Origin of the sequence: Bacillus sp. REN16 (genome assembly GCF_020731355.1) — a bacterium.
Lineage (GTDB): Bacteria > Bacillota > Bacilli > Bacillales > Bacillaceae_L > Ferdinandcohnia.
This window is the reverse complement of the sequence record NZ_JAJFZK010000005.1, coordinates 49375-68606: the sequence shown is the minus strand read 5'-3', so window position 1 is coordinate 68606 and position 19232 is coordinate 49375. Positions and strand designations below refer to the sequence as shown.

At 37.3% G+C, this 19232-nt stretch carries 19 protein-coding genes; 1 reads left to right on the top strand and 18 read right to left on the bottom strand.

The annotated features are described in order from the left end of the window. Positions 1-147: 147 nt before the first annotated feature. Genes LKW28_RS07735 through LKW28_RS07720 form a run of 4 tightly spaced genes read right to left on the bottom strand, consistent with a single transcriptional unit; the run spans position 148 to position 2693 of the window. A complete protein-coding gene (locus tag LKW28_RS07735) occupies positions 148-1014 on the bottom strand; it encodes a PTS system mannose/fructose/sorbose family transporter subunit IID (protein WP_229139785.1) in 867 nt (288 codons plus the stop codon). Beyond that, on the bottom strand, positions 1014-1763 hold the full coding sequence (locus LKW28_RS07730) for a PTS mannose/fructose/sorbose/N-acetylgalactosamine transporter subunit IIC (RefSeq protein WP_229139784.1): 750 nt from the start codon (positions 1761-1763) through the stop codon (positions 1014-1016). Before LKW28_RS07730 ends, LKW28_RS07735 begins: the two co-directional genes overlap by 1 nt. A gap of 15 nt (positions 1764-1778) precedes the next feature. Further along, the gene (locus tag LKW28_RS07725; RefSeq protein ID WP_229139783.1) at positions 1779-2270 is read right to left on the bottom strand and encodes a PTS sugar transporter subunit IIB; all 492 of its coding nucleotides are present in this window, start codon (positions 2268-2270) and stop codon (positions 1779-1781) included. A 15-nt stretch (positions 2271-2285) separates the two neighbouring features. Then, positions 2286-2693, bottom strand: a complete 408-nt coding sequence (locus LKW28_RS07720) for a PTS sugar transporter subunit IIA (RefSeq protein ID WP_229139782.1) — start codon at positions 2691-2693, stop codon at positions 2286-2288. A 541-nt stretch (positions 2694-3234) separates the two neighbouring features. On the opposite strand from LKW28_RS07720, the gene LKW28_RS07715 reads away from it, so the two are divergent. Then, positions 3235-4050, top strand: coding sequence for a GntR family transcriptional regulator (locus LKW28_RS07715; protein WP_229139781.1), 816 nt, complete (start codon positions 3235-3237; stop codon positions 4048-4050). A gap of 245 nt (positions 4051-4295) precedes the next feature. Here the strand turns inward: LKW28_RS07715 and LKW28_RS07710 are convergent, their stop codons facing one another. From LKW28_RS07710 to LKW28_RS07645, 14 genes are all read right to left on the bottom strand, one after another. Further along, a complete protein-coding gene (locus LKW28_RS07710) occupies positions 4296-5162 on the bottom strand; it encodes a Cof-type HAD-IIB family hydrolase (RefSeq protein ID WP_229139780.1) in 867 nt (288 codons plus the stop codon). Between the two features lie 32 nt (positions 5163-5194). Continuing rightward, a complete protein-coding gene (locus LKW28_RS07705; protein ID WP_229139779.1) occupies positions 5195-6007 on the bottom strand; it encodes a GntR family transcriptional regulator in 813 nt (270 codons plus the stop codon). A gap of 152 nt (positions 6008-6159) precedes the next feature. Then, the gene (locus tag LKW28_RS07700) at positions 6160-6975 is read right to left on the bottom strand and encodes an aldo/keto reductase (RefSeq protein ID WP_229139778.1); all 816 of its coding nucleotides are present in this window, start codon (positions 6973-6975) and stop codon (positions 6160-6162) included. 61 nt (positions 6976-7036) lie between these two features. After that, a complete protein-coding gene (locus tag LKW28_RS07695) occupies positions 7037-7408 on the bottom strand; it encodes a transcriptional regulator GutM (protein ID WP_229139777.1) in 372 nt (123 codons plus the stop codon). A gap of 8 nt (positions 7409-7416) precedes the next feature. After that, positions 7417-7770, bottom strand: coding sequence for a PTS glucitol/sorbitol transporter subunit IIA (locus LKW28_RS07690; RefSeq protein ID WP_229139776.1), 354 nt, complete (start codon positions 7768-7770; stop codon positions 7417-7419). A gap of 289 nt (positions 7771-8059) precedes the next feature. Next, on the bottom strand, positions 8060-9073 hold the full coding sequence (gene srlE, locus LKW28_RS07685; RefSeq protein ID WP_420708835.1) for a PTS glucitol/sorbitol transporter subunit IIB: 1014 nt from the start codon (positions 9071-9073) through the stop codon (positions 8060-8062). A gap of 190 nt (positions 9074-9263) precedes the next feature. After that, positions 9264-9845, bottom strand: a complete 582-nt coding sequence (gene srlA / locus LKW28_RS07680) for a PTS glucitol/sorbitol transporter subunit IIC (protein ID WP_229139774.1) — start codon at positions 9843-9845, stop codon at positions 9264-9266. 182 nt (positions 9846-10027) lie between these two features. Further along, on the bottom strand, positions 10028-11080 hold the full coding sequence (locus tag LKW28_RS07675; protein ID WP_229139773.1) for a zinc-dependent alcohol dehydrogenase: 1053 nt from the start codon (positions 11078-11080) through the stop codon (positions 10028-10030). Positions 11081-11148: 68 nt separating this feature from the next. Then, positions 11149-11940, bottom strand: coding sequence for a class I fructose-bisphosphate aldolase (locus LKW28_RS07670; RefSeq protein WP_229139772.1), 792 nt, complete (start codon positions 11938-11940; stop codon positions 11149-11151). A gap of 343 nt (positions 11941-12283) precedes the next feature. Then, a complete protein-coding gene (gene ptsP / locus LKW28_RS07665) occupies positions 12284-14023 on the bottom strand; it encodes a phosphoenolpyruvate--protein phosphotransferase (protein ID WP_229139771.1) in 1740 nt (579 codons plus the stop codon). Then, positions 14011-14289 carry a phosphocarrier protein HPr gene (locus tag LKW28_RS07660; RefSeq protein ID WP_267497925.1) on the bottom strand — a complete coding sequence of 93 codons (279 nt, stop codon included), beginning with the start codon at positions 14287-14289 and terminating at the stop codon, positions 14011-14013. Before LKW28_RS07660 ends, ptsP begins: the two co-directional genes overlap by 13 nt. 34 nt (positions 14290-14323) lie before the next feature. Next, positions 14324-16987, bottom strand: a complete 2664-nt coding sequence (gene ppdK, locus LKW28_RS07655; protein WP_229139770.1) for a pyruvate, phosphate dikinase — start codon at positions 16985-16987, stop codon at positions 14324-14326. 2 nt (positions 16988-16989) lie between these two features. Then, positions 16990-17808, bottom strand: a complete 819-nt coding sequence (locus LKW28_RS07650) for a pyruvate, water dikinase regulatory protein (protein WP_229139769.1) — start codon at positions 17806-17808, stop codon at positions 16990-16992. Between the two features lie 77 nt (positions 17809-17885). Then, positions 17886-19139, bottom strand: a complete 1254-nt coding sequence (locus LKW28_RS07645) for a CynX/NimT family MFS transporter (RefSeq protein ID WP_229139768.1) — start codon at positions 19137-19139, stop codon at positions 17886-17888. Positions 19140-19232: the final 93 nt, after the last annotated feature.

The window sequence follows — 19232 nt, the reverse complement described above, 5'->3', positions numbered from 1 at the left end:
TTACAAGATCAATATAATTATTCTATATTTAGATCAATAGTCCTTCAAATTTTGAAAAATTTTTTCAAAAAGTTATATTCATAACAACGTTGCTATAATGGGAAAAAATAGGGAAACAGTGGAACCGTCCCCCTGTTTCCCCAACTTCTAGAATAAGCCGATTAAGGAGCCGATTAGGCTCATCACGATGATTATAATTAACACGTGAGTAATTTTGAAGCCTTTTTTAATTAGATACCAATAGATGGCGAAGGTAAGGGCTAATGGTAATAACCCGGGTGCAATACTGTTTAATAGATCTTGAATCGCAAGTTGTTCTTCTCCACCCGATAGATTAAAAGCTATTGGTATTTCTAAACTTACAAATTTAGCCGATAGTGCACCCATCATAAATAATCCAAGTATACTTGCTCCGGTTATTAATTCCTTTATCCATCCACTTTGTAAGATCGAAGTAACGGATTCTCGGCCAACTGAATAACCAAGGTTGAACAGAAAGTATCCTTCAAAAAAGGTAATAATAGCGAACAAAAATGGGATGAACGCTCCTATTGGGCTCCCCAATGCAGCAAAAGAAGCAGCAAGAGCAAAAATGATTGGCTTTAATGTCCCCCAATCAATGGTATCACCTATCCCAGCAAACGGTCCCATTAATCCAGTCTTTACACCGGTGATGGCATTGTCCGGTACATCCTTTTTATTTGCTTTTTGTTCTTCCATCGCTAGTGTGATTCCATGAATAATGGATCCCCAAATCCCTTGGGAGTTAAAAAACACTAAATGTCTTGTCAGGGCTTCGCTAAGTCCTTCCTCCGTTTTGTACAGCTTCTTTAATGCTGGAGACATACTTGCGCAAAATGCAAGCGATTGCATCCTTTCAAAGGAGTTAGAAACTTCGCAAACAATATACCAGAGTACGTAGGACTTAAGTAAATCAAATTTTGTTAGTTTAATATATTCTGGGTTTTTCTCCGTATACGATACATCTTTTAAAGGTTGAGCAGAATTACTCATTATACAACCCCCTCATTTGTTTCCTTCTTCATAAATACTGCTAATAGGGCTATACAGACTCCGAATATTGCGGCTGCCATAATTTCAATATCAAAATATGCAACTAAGAAGAAGCCGATAATAAAGAATGGAATCAAAAACTTTCTGCCAATTACATAAATTGTAATTGCAAAACCAAGTGCTGGAAGTGCTCCTCCCGCAACGGATAAACCGTGGAGAATCCATTCCGGAATTGCGTTGATAAACTGCTCTACTACTCTTGAACCATAGAAATTTGCAATAAAAACAGGAGGGAATCGAAGTACAAAGCCAATCAGCATCGGATAAACTAAGGCTGCCATCCAAATACCTTTAATGTTATTGACCAAGGCATATTTGTCAGCCATATGAACAAATGTCGCATTAATTGTACGTCTAAGTTGGTCTAGAAAAACACCTAAAACACCAAATGGAATTGCAAAAGTGACTGCCATTTCAGGTGACATATTAGTTTGTAGGGCAATTGGAATAGCAATAACACCAGCTAAAGCCTCATCTGCGGGAAGATTTGCCCCTGCAGCAACCAGTCCTATATAAACGAGTTCAATTGCCGCACCAACCATGAGAGCAGTTGTTACATCTCCCATAATTAAGCCAATTGGTAATGCCATAACAACAGGTTGTTTTAATACGTAGTGGAAGGTGTAACCCACTGCACCAGCGTTGAACCAGTACCATAAACCAGTAAATATTGCCAATGTTAATAACATATCCGTTATACTCCTTTATAGTTTGACTTTTTGAATAGTCTTGTCAAATCTAACTTTTGTTTCTTCAGGAATGATATGGATGAATATTTCAGTACCGTGTTCTTGGATTTCTTTTAATTGAGCGACATCGGCACTATCTAAAGAAACGGCTCTGTAAACGCTAGTTCGACCTTGTGCACTTGCAATACCACCTATTTGGAGGTAATCAATAGGAAATCCTGCTTTGTAAGAGTCATAGCAATTCGCAACATTTTTAAATAACACTAAAATATCTTCGTTACCTAATTGGTTCTCTTTAAATTTCGCTACTGCCGTGTCCACACTATAAATATCTACCGCAATTCCTTGAGGAGCAGCTAAAACATAAATTTCACTCATAAAAGGATCCGCTGATAGTTCATTATCAATAATGATAATTCGCCTAGCATTCGATACTTTTAACCATTTCGTTACGACTTGTCCGTGAATCAAACGACTGTCAATTCGTACTAGTTTAATATTTGCCATTTACAAGATTCCCCCTTATTTGGTTGGACTAATTAATTGTGTCAAATTTTTTATACCTTCTGCTGCTGATTTACAACAAGATTCCGTTAGTTTATCTAGAGGATTACTGTGTCTGAGCATCAATGCTTCGATGACCATAGGAAGGTTAACACCAGAGATACCGTATACATTATCCATATTTTTGATGGTAGCTAGTGCAACGTTAGATGGGCTACCCCCAAATAGATCAGTTAAAATAAGGACGCCTTCCCCTTGATCTAGTTCGTAAATCTGTTCATTTACTTTTTGGCGTAGTAATTGTATATCATCGTCAGCATTGAGATGTAAGGTTGCCACGTTTTCCTGTCTTCCAATAATAAGTTCTGCAGATTTCAAAATTTCGGTACTGAACTTTCCATGGCTTATTATCAGGACTCCAATCATATCATTCACCTCCTCTAAATTAGTGGAAACGCCTTCTCTTTTAATCTGATTAAAATAAACGATTGATTAATTAATCGTTTATACGTACTAATATAAACAATCCACTGTATTCCGTCAAGTGATAATATTTTAAATATTTTAATAACTTTATTTAAATGTACAGACAATAAGTATTTTATTAGTATCTAAGTACCTCTTCTTAACGAATTAAGATGAAAAAGATCATGTTTTTCCAATGTAAAACGCAAAAAAAATAGTTTCAATTTTAAAAAAAATGGATTGTTAGAAGCTGGATGGAGAGTTCTTAAAGTTGTAAAAAGCTAGGCATGACATGTAAGTTTAATAGATTTGCCCTCTTAAATACCTGATTTTGTAAAAAATAGGTCAAACTCTTGATAAATTAATCATTTATTCGTACAATTAAGATGTGAAATCGATTTCAATCTACTAATTGTCCTTATCATGAATGCAGTAAACATGAATGTGCATTTTTAGGCAAGAAAGTTCATTGGAACCAAGTATAAGGAGGAAATATATCAATATGCAAAATATACATCATACTAAAGATGCATTTAATTTTTCTGAATATAAGCAGTTAGCTGATCCAATTAAAAGAGCACTACAAAAAATAAACCGTAATAATCCGCTGCCCCTATATCACCAACTTTATGATTCATTGTACCAAGTCATTGTAAACAAAGAACTAGAACCTGGTAGTTTTTTTGCAACCGAAAGTTTACTCCAAGAAGAAACGCAAATGAGTCGAGCAACCATTCGTAAGGCATTAGGGGAGTTAGTTCGGGAAAAGTATCTAATGCCAATTACTGGAAAGGGGACTTTTATTTCAATTACATTTCCAGAAAACCATATTGTATTGCCTCAACTAAAAAGCTTTTCTCAAGAATTAAGGGAAAGAGGAATGAAACCAGGAACAGTTGAGCTTCAAACGAAAATAATAACACCCTCTGAACAAGTAGCAAAAAAATTGGGGATTGAAGTGAGTGATCAAGTCTTATTTACAGAACGAATCCGTACGGGCAACAACATTCCAATTTTATACTTATGTAGTTATATTCCGGCCAATATAGGTATTTTTGATGATACGGAAATACCAGAATCACTATATGAATTAATTGAAGATCAATGTGGAAAGGCTATTAGTTCCGCAAAACATACGATAAGTGCAGTCATCGTGAATACGAAAATTTCTAAACATCTTGGCGTTGACAAAAACTCAGCAGGATTGGGTATGGATCGTACCACTTATGATATTCAAGGACTACCTGTACTTTACGAAACAGGTGTTTTCCGCAATGATTTATATAGCTACACATTCTCAATGGAAAAGGAAAATTAACAATATCTTATATGGCGGTCTCCGGTTCGCCCGCACCATTTATCAGTAGTGTTATCCCATTTAAATAAATCTTCAGGTATATTCTTTTAGAAGCCAAAAATCGACTAGATCTACATGATTGGAGACAGTGTATGTGAATGTCCTAACACCTCTGGTTCCATCTGTCAGACACTTGATAACTTTGTTCATTTTAAAGCCATTAGGATGGTCCTATTGCTAGTAGTACTGGCAGTACCATCCTCTTTTTATTTATCATATTCCTTTAACATTTCCTCAATTGCGAATGCAACACCGTTTTCATTATTTGTTTTTGTGATGAACTTACATACTTCTTTAATTTCATCTACCGCATTTCCCATGGCAACACCGCGACCTGCTTTTTGTAGCATACTTTTATCATTCAGATTGTCCCCCAACGCCATCACATCTTTCATTTCAATGCCCATGCTGTTAGCCAAAGACTCTAAAGCTAGACCCTTTTGGGCCTCGGGATGGTTGAATTCAAGATTTAGTTCTCCTGAAGAGGTAATGACTACACCAGGCTCTTGTTCCAGTTCTTTGTATGCGTTTTGTAAATTAACTTCATCGATAGAAAAGCCAAGCAGTTTATATATCTTTTTATTGGTTTTAGTTAGAATATCCTCATAATTTTTAATAAATTGCATCTTCTCTTGCTGGAAGCGCCGTTCAATGATATCTCGTATTTCATCTTCCGTAGATTCAGTTAATATGTTCTTAAACATTTTTAAAAGGATATCCATAAAATGTTCATTTCCAGTTGAGTACATGCGATCGTCTATAAAAAGTTCCACATACATATTTGATTTTTGACATATATCTAAAATTCTCCTACAAACAGAAACATCTAATGGAATATCTCTAATTTGTTGTTTCTTTAAATTAAACGTTGCAGCTCCATTAAGGGTTATAATAGGGCATGTTAGCCCAACAGCTTGTAGGGGCTTAACTGCAGATTCGTAGGATCTTCCAGTTGCAACAACAAATTGGATCCCTTTTTCGATTGCCATTTTAATTGCAAGTACATTTTCCTGACTCACTTCATTTTTTTCATTAAGTAATGTTCCGTCCATATCTGTCGCAATAAGTTTCATAAGCCTATCCCTCATTTGCTTAATAAAATTTTTTAGACACCCATATTATTTTGCATAGTCAAATTATAGTTATATAAATCACCACGGAAAATACCTTCTTCGTAAATGATGGGGACTAGTTGATTGTCAAAGGTAATACGCTCCATTGTCAATCCGGCAGTGGATTTTTCTACACCTAGTAGGTTGGCAATTTTCGGTGGAATAATCGTTGCATTAATAATCTGTGTAGCACTATGAACTGTCCTGCCACAATCCTCTAACAACTGATACAAAGAATTTGGGATATTCTTTATGTCCGTTATACCTAAATCCCAAGGTATGTAACCTCGTATATAAAGAATAGGTATTCCATTTCCAGTTCGTATTCGTTCTGTAAAAAGGACAAAATCAGATGTTTCAAGATTAAGCTTTTCAGCAACTTCTTTTGGTGGGTTCATTTTTTTAGCTTCCAAAATGACGGTTCCAGGTTTCATTCCCCTTTCATTAAAGTCTTGAGTCATACTTTTTAATTCAGGTAAAATAATGGCTTCTTTAGGAACCACAATAGATACAAAAGTTCCTTTTCCAGTAATTCGAATCAAATATTTTTGTCGAACTAACTCCTCTAGAGCTTTTCGAATTGTAGAACGGCTCATTTGTGTTTCCGATTGAAGCAGACTCTCTGTTGCAAAAAAACTACCTGGTTCTAAATTTTTATCCACAATCACATTGCAAAGAATAGTTAATAATTGTTGGTATAACGGTAGTGGGTTCGTGCGATCAATCGTTTTAACAGCCCGTTTTACTGGTTCTGGCAGTTCCTTATAATGGTCTATTTGGATACTCTTACTAACAGCTATGGTCATGATATATTTCCCTTCCTAAGCTATGTGTTGGTCCTTAAAAAACAGGGCAGTTCTTTCTTAATACAAGTTTTAAGATGTTCTAAAACAGAAGACGCACTTTGACTGCCCATAAAATTAACATCATTTATATCATCTTTTGGTACAAAGAAAAACTAAAAAGCATTGGTATCTGGATCGATTCCAATACGACCATTTCGGTCAAGTGTGGAGACTTTTTCCATATCCTCTTCCTCAATCGAAAAATCAAATACTCCAAAGTTTTCCAAGATCCGTGACGGTGTAACCGATTTGGGAATAATAATGGTACCCCGTTCTAAATGCCATCTCAAAATAACTTGAGCGGGTGTCTTCGCATATTTTTGTGCAAGCTCACCAATCAATGGGTCTTGTAGAATTGTTCCTTTCCCCAGAGGCGCCCATGCTGTAACAGCTATTTTCCTTTCTTCGCAAAAGCTTATTAATTCATCTTGTTGAAGATATGGATGACACTCCACTTGGTTTACCATTGGCATTACATTTACCTTATTTTCAAGCTGTAAAAGATGTTTTTCATGATGATTCGAAACCCCTGGTACACGAATAAGCTTCTCTTCATACAATCTCTCAATCGCTCGATAGGTATCAATAAATTTCTCTGGTACTGGCCAATGAATTAAATATAAATCAATATAATCAACGCCTAGCAAGCGGAGTGATTGATCAAAAGCACGCAACGTTTCATCATAACCTTGCTCGTTATTCCAAACCTTTGTGGTAACAAACAGGTCTTCCCTAGGAATGCCTGATTGTCGAATCGCACTCCCTACTTCTTGTTCATTTTCATAATAGCTAGCTGTGTCGATTGCTCGATACCCTACTTTTAATGCTTCTGCAACGGCATTTACCGTCTCTTCAGGATTGGTCATCTTATAAACACCAAGTCCTACACATGGCATGGGGACACCGTTTCTTAATTTTTTAAAAATCATTTACAAATGTACCTCCATTTATTAACTTTGCTTCATCATGAGTAAAGGATATGAGTTTATCTTATAACTCTTCCACTTTGCTCTTCTCGTAGCTTTGAATAGCTTTAGCAATTACTTTTCTTTCCATTTTCTTATAACTTAAATAATCATTTTGTGTTAAGAGCAATAAATTTTTATTAATTAATTCTTCACAATTACGCCATGAAGAAAAAAAGGTCGCTCCACTTAGTAAAAGGCAGTCTTTAATATTTGCTTCCTTATCCAATTGGAGCATAATAATGGCACCTGAAAAAATGCCTTTATTTCTCTCCACTAATACATTTCCTGATTCTAAAAATTTACTGTAATGTTGATGCAAGACATTTGTTTGTTTTGTTTTAAAATACCATTGAATAATGACTAGAATAATAAAGAATAAGAATAGAATTTTCATACTCACACCTACATTATGGTGATTTTGCCCAAATTCGATAAATCATTTTCAAAATTTGGAGTTAAGTGAATATGCCCCGGTAATTTCGCCACCCTTGCTCCATCGAAACATAGTGAGACATGCCCAATTGAATACAGATTTTCATTAGCAACATCTCCAATAGCTGTAATCGTGTATGTATGATCATCGATTGTCACTGTATCTCCTACTCTAATTTGTCCGTCTAGCTTATTTTCTTCAGTGATTACACAAAAAGGTCTTAAATCTTGAGGAGCACTTTGATTAAAAAGAATAATTAACCCATTCTGCAACATCGCATCTACATTAGCCCCAACTTCAATAATATCTACTTTATACTTCACTTAAATTACCCCCATATAATGTAATGAATATATTAATAAGTATATAATTTCTTTCTTATCTCTACTATGGTATAAATCTAATATTCTTTCACGTTAAGATTTCTTAATACTTCAAACATAAATAAAGCTGAGATGATTCCAATTGACAGTTTCCTTCCTAGTATGATGAAAAAATACCGGATCCTACCAATAGATTGTTAGACTTGCATCAATTGTTTATCACTCAGCTCCCGATTACTTTATTAATACTACTTTTTCATTAAATACTCATTACCAACTAGTCATCTGATTAGGAATACAGTCCGATACTGATTAAGTATGCAACCACAACTGCGATTGGACTTGAAATCTGTCTTGCGATTAGAAATGCTGGTGTTCCATATTGAATGGTTTTTGGCTTAGCTTGCATTAAAGACATTCCAACAGGGAAGAAGTCTCCACCTACTTGTGCGTTTATAGCAAATAAAGCTGGCAATGCAAATTGTGGTGGAATAGCCCCAGCCGCAATTTGCGTACCTACTAGGACACCAACGACCTGAGCAACAGCTGCCCCTGGACCGAGTAAAGGTGATAAAAATGGGAAACTACAAATAATTGAAATAACCAGTAATCCCCAAAGCGAAGATCCCAGTGGAGACAGAATATTTGCGATTGCTTCCCCAACCCCGGTATACTGTACTAACGCTACTAAAATACTCACAAACGCCATAAACGGAATGATCGTTTTCAACAATAGATCAACTGTTTTTCTACCAGAATCCAAAAACATAGAAACGACAAACCCAACTCCCGCTCCAATCCCCGACATTAATCGAAAAATTGGGTTACCTTTTGTTTCTGCTTCTCGAAGCTTGTCCACTTTTTCAGGCTGATTTTTATCTTCAGGTGTTGCCGCCTTTACAGGTTTCATTTCTGACTGGCCATTTTCTGTTACATTTGATATATTTTCTTTTCGAACACCTGAAACATATAATTCCTCTACAATGTGTTCCGCTAATGGACCAGAAGGACCAATAGCATTCAAATTAATGGTGAAGATCCCTTTTTGTGGATACACACCACATCTTAAAGTACCGCCGCAATTAATGATTACACAAACAATCTCATCATCATGGGGTACACTTTTAAAACCATCCACAGCTTCACCGTCTATTGCATTAGCAATAGAGGCAGCTAAATTATGAATGCCCCCACCAGTCATTGATAAGACTTTATTTTTTTTGCCTTCACACTTTAAATATAAAGGGCCACCCCAACCACTACCGCCTTTTTCAACTCTAATCATTTTTTGATTACTCACCATTTATCCCCCCTGCTATCATTCATATTTCATCTGTTACACCATCAAAAGACACTATTTGATAAAAAAAGATGGTGATCTTGATGGCCATTGATATCTGAACAAATGGAACAAATAAATAGTAATTACTTTTAGTACGCAATCCAGACCGTTCCATTTATTTAGAAGATGTTTGATCAATATTTTAAAGAGATTAAGCCTTTTCAGAAATGGTTCCCTTTTCATTTTCAATAAAGTTTACTGTTGTTTCTAAATCATAATTATTTCTCTTTGCAATAATCGTAAAGACAATTTCTGTAATGATTCCGCTGATGATACCTACAATGATTCCTGTAATAATATAACGAATGGCTAAAGCACCAACTGGTAATCCAAGTTGCTCGATTCCTTGCGCAACTCCGAGCCAAACAAATAACTCGGCTGGATTGGTATGGGGAAATAAGCTTGTCAATGGATGTCCATTTCTAAACATAGCTTCCATCAATCCAGGCTTGGACTTTTCCGGAAGAAATCTACCTAACGTAATACTAGCAGGGTTTCCAAGGAAAAAACCCGCAAAGATTGGGAAAATGGAATATTTTAATAGACTACTTTTCGCTAGAAACTGACCAACCTTTTCAATTCGTTTTTCACCTACAATGTTCACAATAAATTGAATTAACGTTAGCATTCCTATAAGAATTGGGACAATACCGGTAAACATTCCAACAAATACTTCTCCTACAAATCCAAAAAACCCCATAAAACTTTCTGCAAAATCAACGATAAAAGACATATCATAACCCTCCTTTTAAAAAATGTTCTAATTGATTAAATGTAGATTTTTTAAAGGCTATCTTGATTTACAATCAGGACAATAATCATTTATTGTCGACGCTTTCAATAGATGTATTCGAAGGAGGGGAAATTTTAGATCCCCCCTATGATGACGAATACAAAACTAATGATCTCTGTGACTTACTGTAACACCACGCTTACGCGATAACTTCCTTCTGTACTAGCAATCTCGTACGCATTTTGGATTTCTTCTAATGGTACCTTTGTTTCTATCAGTTTTGAAACATCGACTTTGCCTTCGTTTAATAAACTTGCAGATAGATTAAAGTCATGGATATCAGCACCGTATGTGCCAATCAACTCCATTTTTCGATAATGGACTAAATTCGAATCTACATTTAATTCGGGAGAAGGGTATCCAGCAGCAAATAGTAGCAATCTGCCATTGTACTCTTTTACCATTTCTAATGCCTGATCATTTGCTTTTGTATTTCCTACCGCAATAATAACTGCATCTGCGCCTTTGCCATTGGTCAGTTCTTTTACTTTTTGTACAGGGTTATGTTTCTTTATATCTATCACATTCAATCCCATTGACCTTGCAGCTTCAATCTTTTTATCCATCATCTCAGTAATGATGACCTCGGAACCAAGGGCTCTCGCAGCTAATGCATTTAATACACCCATTGTTCCAGCACCGATGATAACTACGCGGTCCAGTGCAGTTACTCTTAACCTTTTCAGACCACTTATAACTGTCGCCAGTGGTTCTAAAAATCCAGCTTCACTAAATGATAGTTCCGGATTCATTTTTATGACTGTATTTGCATCCTTCACACTATACGTTGCGAACCCTAAATGACCATAATATCCTTCATCATTTTGTTCTTTGAATGGGTTGGACACTTCTTGACATTCACTAGTTCTGCCTGTTTGACAAACTTCACATTCTCCGCAGTAATCATAAGCAACCGCTACATGATCGCCAATATTTAATTCACTTCTTACATTCTTTCCTTTCTCTACAATGATTCCAGCACCCTCGTGTCCACCCGCCATCGGAAAAGGTTGGTGCTCTCTCAGTCCAAGCCATTGACCAAAATCAGTAGTACAAATATTACAAGTTTCTTGCTTAATAAGAACTTGGTTGTCACCAACCTCTGGCATTTTCCCCTCGTGCACTTCGGCATTTTTCGCCTTGGTTAAAACAGCGAATTTTCTGGTTTTTGTCATTCTATTTACCCCTTTAAAAGTATATTGTAATCCATACCAATTGTTTATAGAAAATCCTTTACCATTTCTTAGTGGACCTTAACCCCTCGAGGCTTATGGATAATTTCAGCAAACTGCGACAGTAATTCTTTTGCCTCTTCGACCGGACGCTGCCAAACATTTCTTCCAATAGCAACACCATTAATTCCTACATCTATGGCATCATCCACTAATTTAACTAAATCTTGCGTAGACCCGTTTTTACCTCCGCCTAGTAGAATGATAGGAACATTAAAATATTTCACCCAATCCCTAAGTGTATCTACATCTCCAGGATGAGCGACTTTTAAAATATCTGCTCCTAGTTCAAAGGCAACCCGATTCGCGTCAGTTAACACTTTAATACGCTCTTCAGGATCTTCAACTGGCTTTGATGTAAGTGGTTCAACCATAACAGGCATTTCCCACTTTTCCGCCTCCTCAATAACTGAGGCAATCAGCTTGATAGAGCGCATTCTTTCTTCAGCTGGACGATCCCAAAATAGAACAAGCTTCATGCAGTCATATCCTCTACGAACCGCTGTCTCAGGGGTGAACGTTATTTGGTGATGCATCTTTTCATTTTTTACTTCATAACTAAAAACATCGGAATTTAACATACGACCAGGTGCATTCTTCCCATAAAAAACATCATTTGCTTGTCTAGCCACACCATCGTTTAGCAATACTGCGTCAATAGCAGGTGATTGTAGCTCCCTTAGAGTCTTAACTGGATCCTCTAAACCTTCCATACTACCGCCGATACCGTGGTCTACCGGCAATACAAGTGTATTACCTGTATCCTTTCTAAAAATGCGAGATAATCGTAACGCTTTTCCCATGTCAATCACTCCTCAGATAGTTTTCAATTCTACTTTTTGTTTAACTTGTATTCTTCTCTTAAATTAGTCACATAAAAATTAATAGTTTTCATTTGTACGTATAATGGGTTATTACTATAATACTAAATGTTCAGATAAATGTCAATTTACTTTATTTTTTTGTTTTAACGCAGATATTAGCCCTCTTCCATCAACATAATTAGCCCGGAAACACTAGTTGCATGAACGATTTGGACTACTATATGAAACAAACCGTTCAAATTTTATTTGTCTTCTTTAAAGAAAAAGGAGTAATTTCCTTCTTTAAGAGGCTAATTACTCCGATTGTATGTTGAGGTAGAGATTAAGAAATGGTTGTTTTTTCACGTAAATGAATGACTGCTGTTTCTACAGCGGCCATGACTTCTTCCTCCGTTTTTAATTGTAGAATAGAATCTGCTAATTTCTCCATCTCTGCCTTATTCAAGCTCCTGATTAGGAAGCGTGCATTTAGTATTGAGGAGGCACTCATCGAAAATTCATCTAATCCTAACCCAAGCAAAATTGGGATTGCGGTCTCGTCTCCGGCCATTTCTCCACACATGCCTACCCACTTCCCTTCTTTATGAGCAGCATCAATTACCATCTTCACCAGCCTAAGAATGGATGGATTATAGGGCTGATACAAATAGGAAACACGTTCATTCATGCGATCAACAGCCATTGTATATTGAATTAAATCGTTTGTTCCAATACTAAAAAAATCTACTTCCTTAGCAAATTGATCGGCAAGAATAGCTGTTGACGGAATCTCTACCATGATTCCCACTTCGATAGAATCAGATATTGGTATACCTTCATTAGCTAGTTTTTGTTTTTCTTCATCGAGAATCGCTTTTGCATCACGGAACTCATTAAGAGTTGCGATCATTGGGAACATAATTTTTAGATTTCCTGCCATGCTTGCTCTTAAAAGTGCTCTTAATTGAGTACGGAAAATCTCCTGTTCATTAAGGCACAAACGAATTGCTCTAAAGCCAAGGAAGGGGTTCATCTCTTCAGGCAAGTTTAAGTAGGGTAGTTCTTTATCCCCGCCGATATCAAGGGTGCGAACAACTACCGGTTTTCCATTCATTTCTTCTAGAACTGTTGTATATGCCTCTAATTGCTCTTCTTCAGTTGGAAGTTGTTCTCTTCCCATGTAAAGGAATTCTGTTCGATAAAGACCTATGCCTTCCCCTCCATTGTTGAGAACCCCGGCGAGGTCAGAAGGTGTGCCGATATTAGCAGCTAACTCAACCAGGTGCCCATCTGTTGAGATCGTCTTTTCATTCACAAGTTTAGCTAGTTTTGCTTTTTGCGCTTCAATATACTCTTTTTTCTTCTCAAACTTCTTCACAGTTTCTTCTGTTGGATTTACAATAACTGCGCCACTAAGACCATCAACAATAAGTAAATCTCCAGTTCTAACTACCTCTGTTATTGTTTTCGTTCCAACCACAGCAGGGATTTCCATCGAACTCGCCATAATGGCCGAATGGGATGTTCTTCCGCCAATATCTGTTGTAAAGCCTTTTACAAATTGGCGATTCAATTGTGCAGTATCGGAAGGCGTTAAGTCTTCAGCAACAATAATAACTTCCTCAGAAATGTTACTTGGATTTACGCTTTCCACTCCTAATAGATGAGATAGTACTCGTTTTGTCACATCACGAATATCTGCTGCACGCTCTTTCATATACACATTTTCCATCTGTTCGAACATGTCAATAAACAGATCCGTTGTACTCTTTAACGCAAACTCAGCATTTACTTTTTCTGTTTGTATACTATTTTCAATAGGAGCTATAAGCTCTGGATCATTTAACACTAGCAAATGGGCATCAAAAATGGCTGCCTCTTCAGTTCCTAGTTGAGTTTCGGTGTGTTTACGTATTTGTTGTAGCTCCTGTTTGGCAAGGTTAACAGCTGCATGGAAACGTAGTACTTCTTCTTCGATATATTCAATGCTTTTTTTTTCAAATGACAAATCGGGATCCAGTAATCGATACGCTCTTGCGATAGCAATCCCACTCGAAGCTGCAATACCAGTTAAAGAATGCATGACTCAGCTAACCTCCCTTTTATTAATACCTCTTCTAGGTGTTGCAGCGCTTGAATCTTATCATGTCCATCTGCTATAATTGTGATTTCTGCGCCCTGAGGCACTCCTAGAGACATTACACCCATTATTGATTTTAAGTTAACCTTTTTTCCTTTAAATTCAAGCTGAATCTCTGAATCGAATTTGCTGGCAGCCTGTACTAAAATAGTCGCCGGGCGAGCATGAATTCCAGTCTCATCTATCACGTTAAATTGTTTTTCAATCATGTTTTATCTCCACTCCTATTTGATTTTTTTGGATTTAGATACAAACCATTTCTGTATTTAGCTCATTTCGAATCGTAGCCTGAGCTGCAGCCAATCGAGCTAGTGGAACGCGGTATGGAGAACAGCTTACATAGTCTAGTCCTGTTTCATAGCAAAAATCAATTGAGCTCTTTTCCCCACCATGTTCACCGCAAATACCCGTTTTTAGGGTAGGCTTCGTTGCTCGTCCTAACTTAACACCTGTTTCTACCAATTTACCAACACCATCTCGATCTAACACAACAAATGGATTTTCCGGTAAGACCTTGTTTTCAATGTATGTTCCTAGGAATTTGCCTTCTGCATCATCCCTGCTGTACCCAAAGGTAGTTTGAGTTAAATCATTTGTTCCAAATGAGAAGAAGTCGGCTTCAGCGGCAATTTCATCAGCTGTTAAGGCTGCTCGAGGAATCTCAATCATGGTTCCAATCGTGTATTCGAATTGCTTACCTGTTTCTTCCTGTACATAAAAAGCCGAATCAATGACCAATTTACGTAATTGCTTTAACTCATTTACATGGCCAACTAACGGAATCATGATCTCGGGTTGAACCTCCATACCTTCTTCTGCGAGATTAGCTACCGCATAGAAAATTGCTTTAGCTTGCATTTCATAGATTTCTGGATAGATGATTCCGAGGCGGCAGCCGCGATGGCCAAGCATGGGGTTAAATTCACTCAGTTTGCGTAATTTTTTGAGCAATTGTTCTTTTTCTTTCAATTCAGCAGACCCTGAATCCGTAAATTGCAATTTTGTTATTTCTACTACTAATTCCTCTTTATCTGGTAAGAACTCATGAAGAGGTGGATCCAGTAATCTGATCGTAACAGGGTATCCTTGCATAGCCTCAAAAATTCCTTCGAAATCATCCCGTTGCATTGGTAATAAATCGTTTAATGCCTCCATCCTTTCATAGTACTTTTCTGCAAGAATCATTTTTTGCACTGTTGGAATCCGATTTACATCCATAAACATATGCTCCGTCCGGCATAATCCGATACCATCCGCACCGAATTCAAAGGCTTTATGTGCATCTTCTGGATTATCAGCGTTGGCACGTACTCCCATTTTTCGTTCTTGATCTGCCCATTCAAGTAGCATTTGGAACTCATCAGATAGCTCCGGTTCAATCATCGGCACTTCTCCTAGCATTATTTCACCTGTAAAACCATCAATGGTCAGTATATCTCCATAATTAACAACGGTATCGTCAATCGTAAATTGCTTTGCTTTTACATCGATTTTTATGGATTCGCATCCGCAAATACACGCTTTCCCCATCCCCCGCGCAACAACGGCCGCATGACTAGTCATTCCGCCACGGCTCGTTACAATAGCTTGCGAAGCCACGATTCCATGAATATCGTCTGGAGTTGTTTCAGTACGAACCAAAATAACCTTCTTACCGTTTTTTCCTAATATCTCAGCCTCATCTGCATCAAATACGACTTGGCCAGTTGCTGCTCCAGGAGATGCCGGCAGTCCCTTTGCTAAAATTGACCTTTCAAATTTTTCATCAATGCGGTGGTGCAGCAATTGAGTTAATTGGTCTGGATCCACACGCAATAAAGCGGTCTTTTTATCAATAATTCCTTCTTCCACCATCTCAACGGCGATACGGATTGCTGCTGCAGCCGTCCGTTTTCCATTACGTGTTTGCAGGATGAAAAGCCGTCCCCGCTCTACGGTGAATTCAATATCTTGCATTTCTTGATAATGCTCTTCAAGACGTTTACATGTATCCGTAAATTGCTTGTATACTCCAGGCATCTCTTCCTTTAAGGTCGCAATCGGTTGAGGCGTTCGTATCCCAGCTACAACGTCTTCTCCTTGGGCATTTATTAAATACTCCCCAAATAAGACACGCTCTCCTGTCGAAGGATTTCTTGTGAACGCAACACCTGTTCCTGAATCAATGCCCATGTTACCGAACACCATACTTTGAATATTAACGGCAGTCCCTAAATGGTCCGGAATTTTATTTAAGTTCCGATAAATAACGGCACGCTGGTTATTCCAAGAATCAAATACAGCTTTAATCGCGAGGAAGAGCTGCTCTTTTGGATCCTGAGGGAAAGCTTTTTTTGTATGCTTTTTCACAATCTCTTTATAACCAATAATTATTTCCATCCAGTCCTCCGCCGTCATTTCAGGGTCAGTGGAGTAGCCTTTGCGCTCACGTGTTTCTTCTAATAATTGCTCGAAGTAATAGGTATCTATTTCAAGGACAACATGACTGAACATTTGGATGAAGCGACGGTAGGAATCATACGAAAAACGAGCGTTGTTCGTTAATTTTGCCAAACCAACAACCGTATCATCATTCATCCCAAGGTTCAGAATCGTATCCATCATCCCAGGCATTGAAAAGACAGAACCAGAACGCACAGAAACAAGCAATGGATCTTTAAGGTCTCCAAGTTTTTTACCCGTTTTTTCTTCTAAACAGCTAAGTGCTTCGAGTGTTTGTTTTTCTATCAAAGAAGGAATGGTTTGACTAACTTCATAGTATGCATCACAGGCCTGTGTCGTAATCGTAAATCCGTAAGGAACCGGTAAGCCAATGTTCGTCATTTCTGCTAGATTTGCACCTTTTCCACCAAGCAAATCTCTCATACCACCATTTCCTTCATTAAATAAGTAAACAAATTTATCCATGGTTAAAGCTCCTTTCTTTTTTTCAAAATATCTAGAATCAATCCGGCCGTTTCTTCGATTGCTTTATTTGATACATCAATGACGGGGCAACCTACCCGTTTCATAATTTTTTCTGCATGTTCTAATTCTTTTAATATCCGTTCGAAACTTGCATAATTAGCCTCTGAATTCAGCCCTAATGCCCTCAGACGTTCTTTTCGTATATCATTTAGCTTATTCGGAGAAATTACTAAGCCGATGCAGTTCTTTCGCGGGATTTGAAACAATTCATCTGGCGGCTGTACTTCCGGGACTAACGGAATATTGGCAACTTTAAATCGTTGGTGCGCCAAATACATCGACAACGGGGTCTTTGAGGTTCGAGATACACCAATTAGCACAATATCTGCTTTAGTAATTCCACTTGCGTCACAACCGTCATCATATTTCACCGCAAATTCAATAGCCTCAATTTTCCGAAAATAATCCTCATCCATCTGCCTCATCAGTCCTGGACGATGATGTGGCTCTTTATTAAATTTTGTTTTAAATGCATTCATCAAAGGGCTAAGTAAATCAACTGCCATTATCCCTTCTTCAGATGCCCGCTTGTCTAAATACGCTTTCAGTGATGGAATAACGATTGTATATGCGATAATAGAATGGTCCTTTCCCGCTAAATTAATGACTTCTTCAATATCTTCAAAGTCATCCACATAGGAATTGCGACGAATATCAACCACACATCCACCGTTAAACTGTGTCCCAACTGCCTTGATTACAAACTCAGCCGTTTCGCCAACTGAGTCTGAGATAATATAGATAACTTCCTTTTTAAACAAAATTCCCGCACTCCCTTAATCTGAATTCTAAATAGGAATAGTAAGCAAGAACGTATCGTTATTTATGTCGAAAGCAATTAATTTGATAGATATCTATTTTCCACTTTAATTTCCACTTCATTTTCATTAAGTACATATCTGTTCTGTCCGACCTTCAACCCTAACAAAGAACTACATAATCCTAGAAAAATAAGGATATATAATGGGATCTTCCATTCAAGCGTAATATCATATATAAACCCTATTATCATAGGACCAAATGCTGCTAGTGAATATCCAATCGTTTGTGCCATCCCCGATAAAGAAGTGGCTTGACTTGTGTTTCTTGCCCGAAGAGATAGGAATAATAAGGCTAATGTAAAGTTACCACTTGTTGAAATTCCAATCAGAGTCGCTGTAATAAAAAATACGATTAAATTTTGGTAGGTTAATAATAGAATGATCCCCGCAATTAATAAAATATTTAAGAAGACTACTAACCAGGCCTGGGACTTTAATTTACTAGCGAGTAACGGAATAAGAAGACTAGCAGGTATGCCTATTAACTGTTGATAAGACAATAAAAACCCGGAAGTTGCTTGGTCTAACCCAAAACCGATAAAGATTTCTGGCAACCAAGAAATAATGATATAAAATAATAGAGACTGACATCCCATAAAAAAGGCAATTTTCCATGCAAGTGGAGATTTCCAAATGTCTGAGTCTTTATCAGGAGACGGCTGACTCACGGTTGAATGGTTAGAGCGCAATCTAGAGATAAATGTCCAGTAAATTAAGGCAATCATGGCTGGTATGATCCATATTAAAAGTGAAAATCTCCAACCTAACCCCCAATTTTCAGCGATAGGAACACTTAATCCAGATGCGGTCGTGGCTGAAATACCCATAACAGTTGAGTAAACTCCTGTCATTAACATTAATTTTGATGGGAATTCCTTTTTTATTAAGCCTGGTATGAGAACATTACATATGGCAATCCCAATACCAATACATAATGTTCCAAAAATCAAAAATTCTATCGTTGAGATTGAACGAAAAAGGATTCCGGCTGTTAAGGCAATCAAGCCAACCATCAATACTCTCTTACTGGTAAATTTACGTGCAAGTTTTGGGATTACTGTCGACATAAGGGCGAATACTACTAACGGTAGGCTAGTTAACATGGCAATACTCCAGTTCGAAAAACCTATTTCATTCCTAATCATCCCTATAATAGGTCCAATCGATGTAAGGGCTGGTCGTAAATTAATTGCTAACAAAATAACCCCTATGATTAACATAACTTGAAGCCTGTTGCTAACCTTACTTTTAGTTAATAAATGTTTATCCAATTAAAAGCTTCCTCCCCATTGTTCAATATGACTCAGATTTCAAAGGCATTGGGGTAAAAAATACACTAATTAAAAAGAGGAAGTCATGGACCC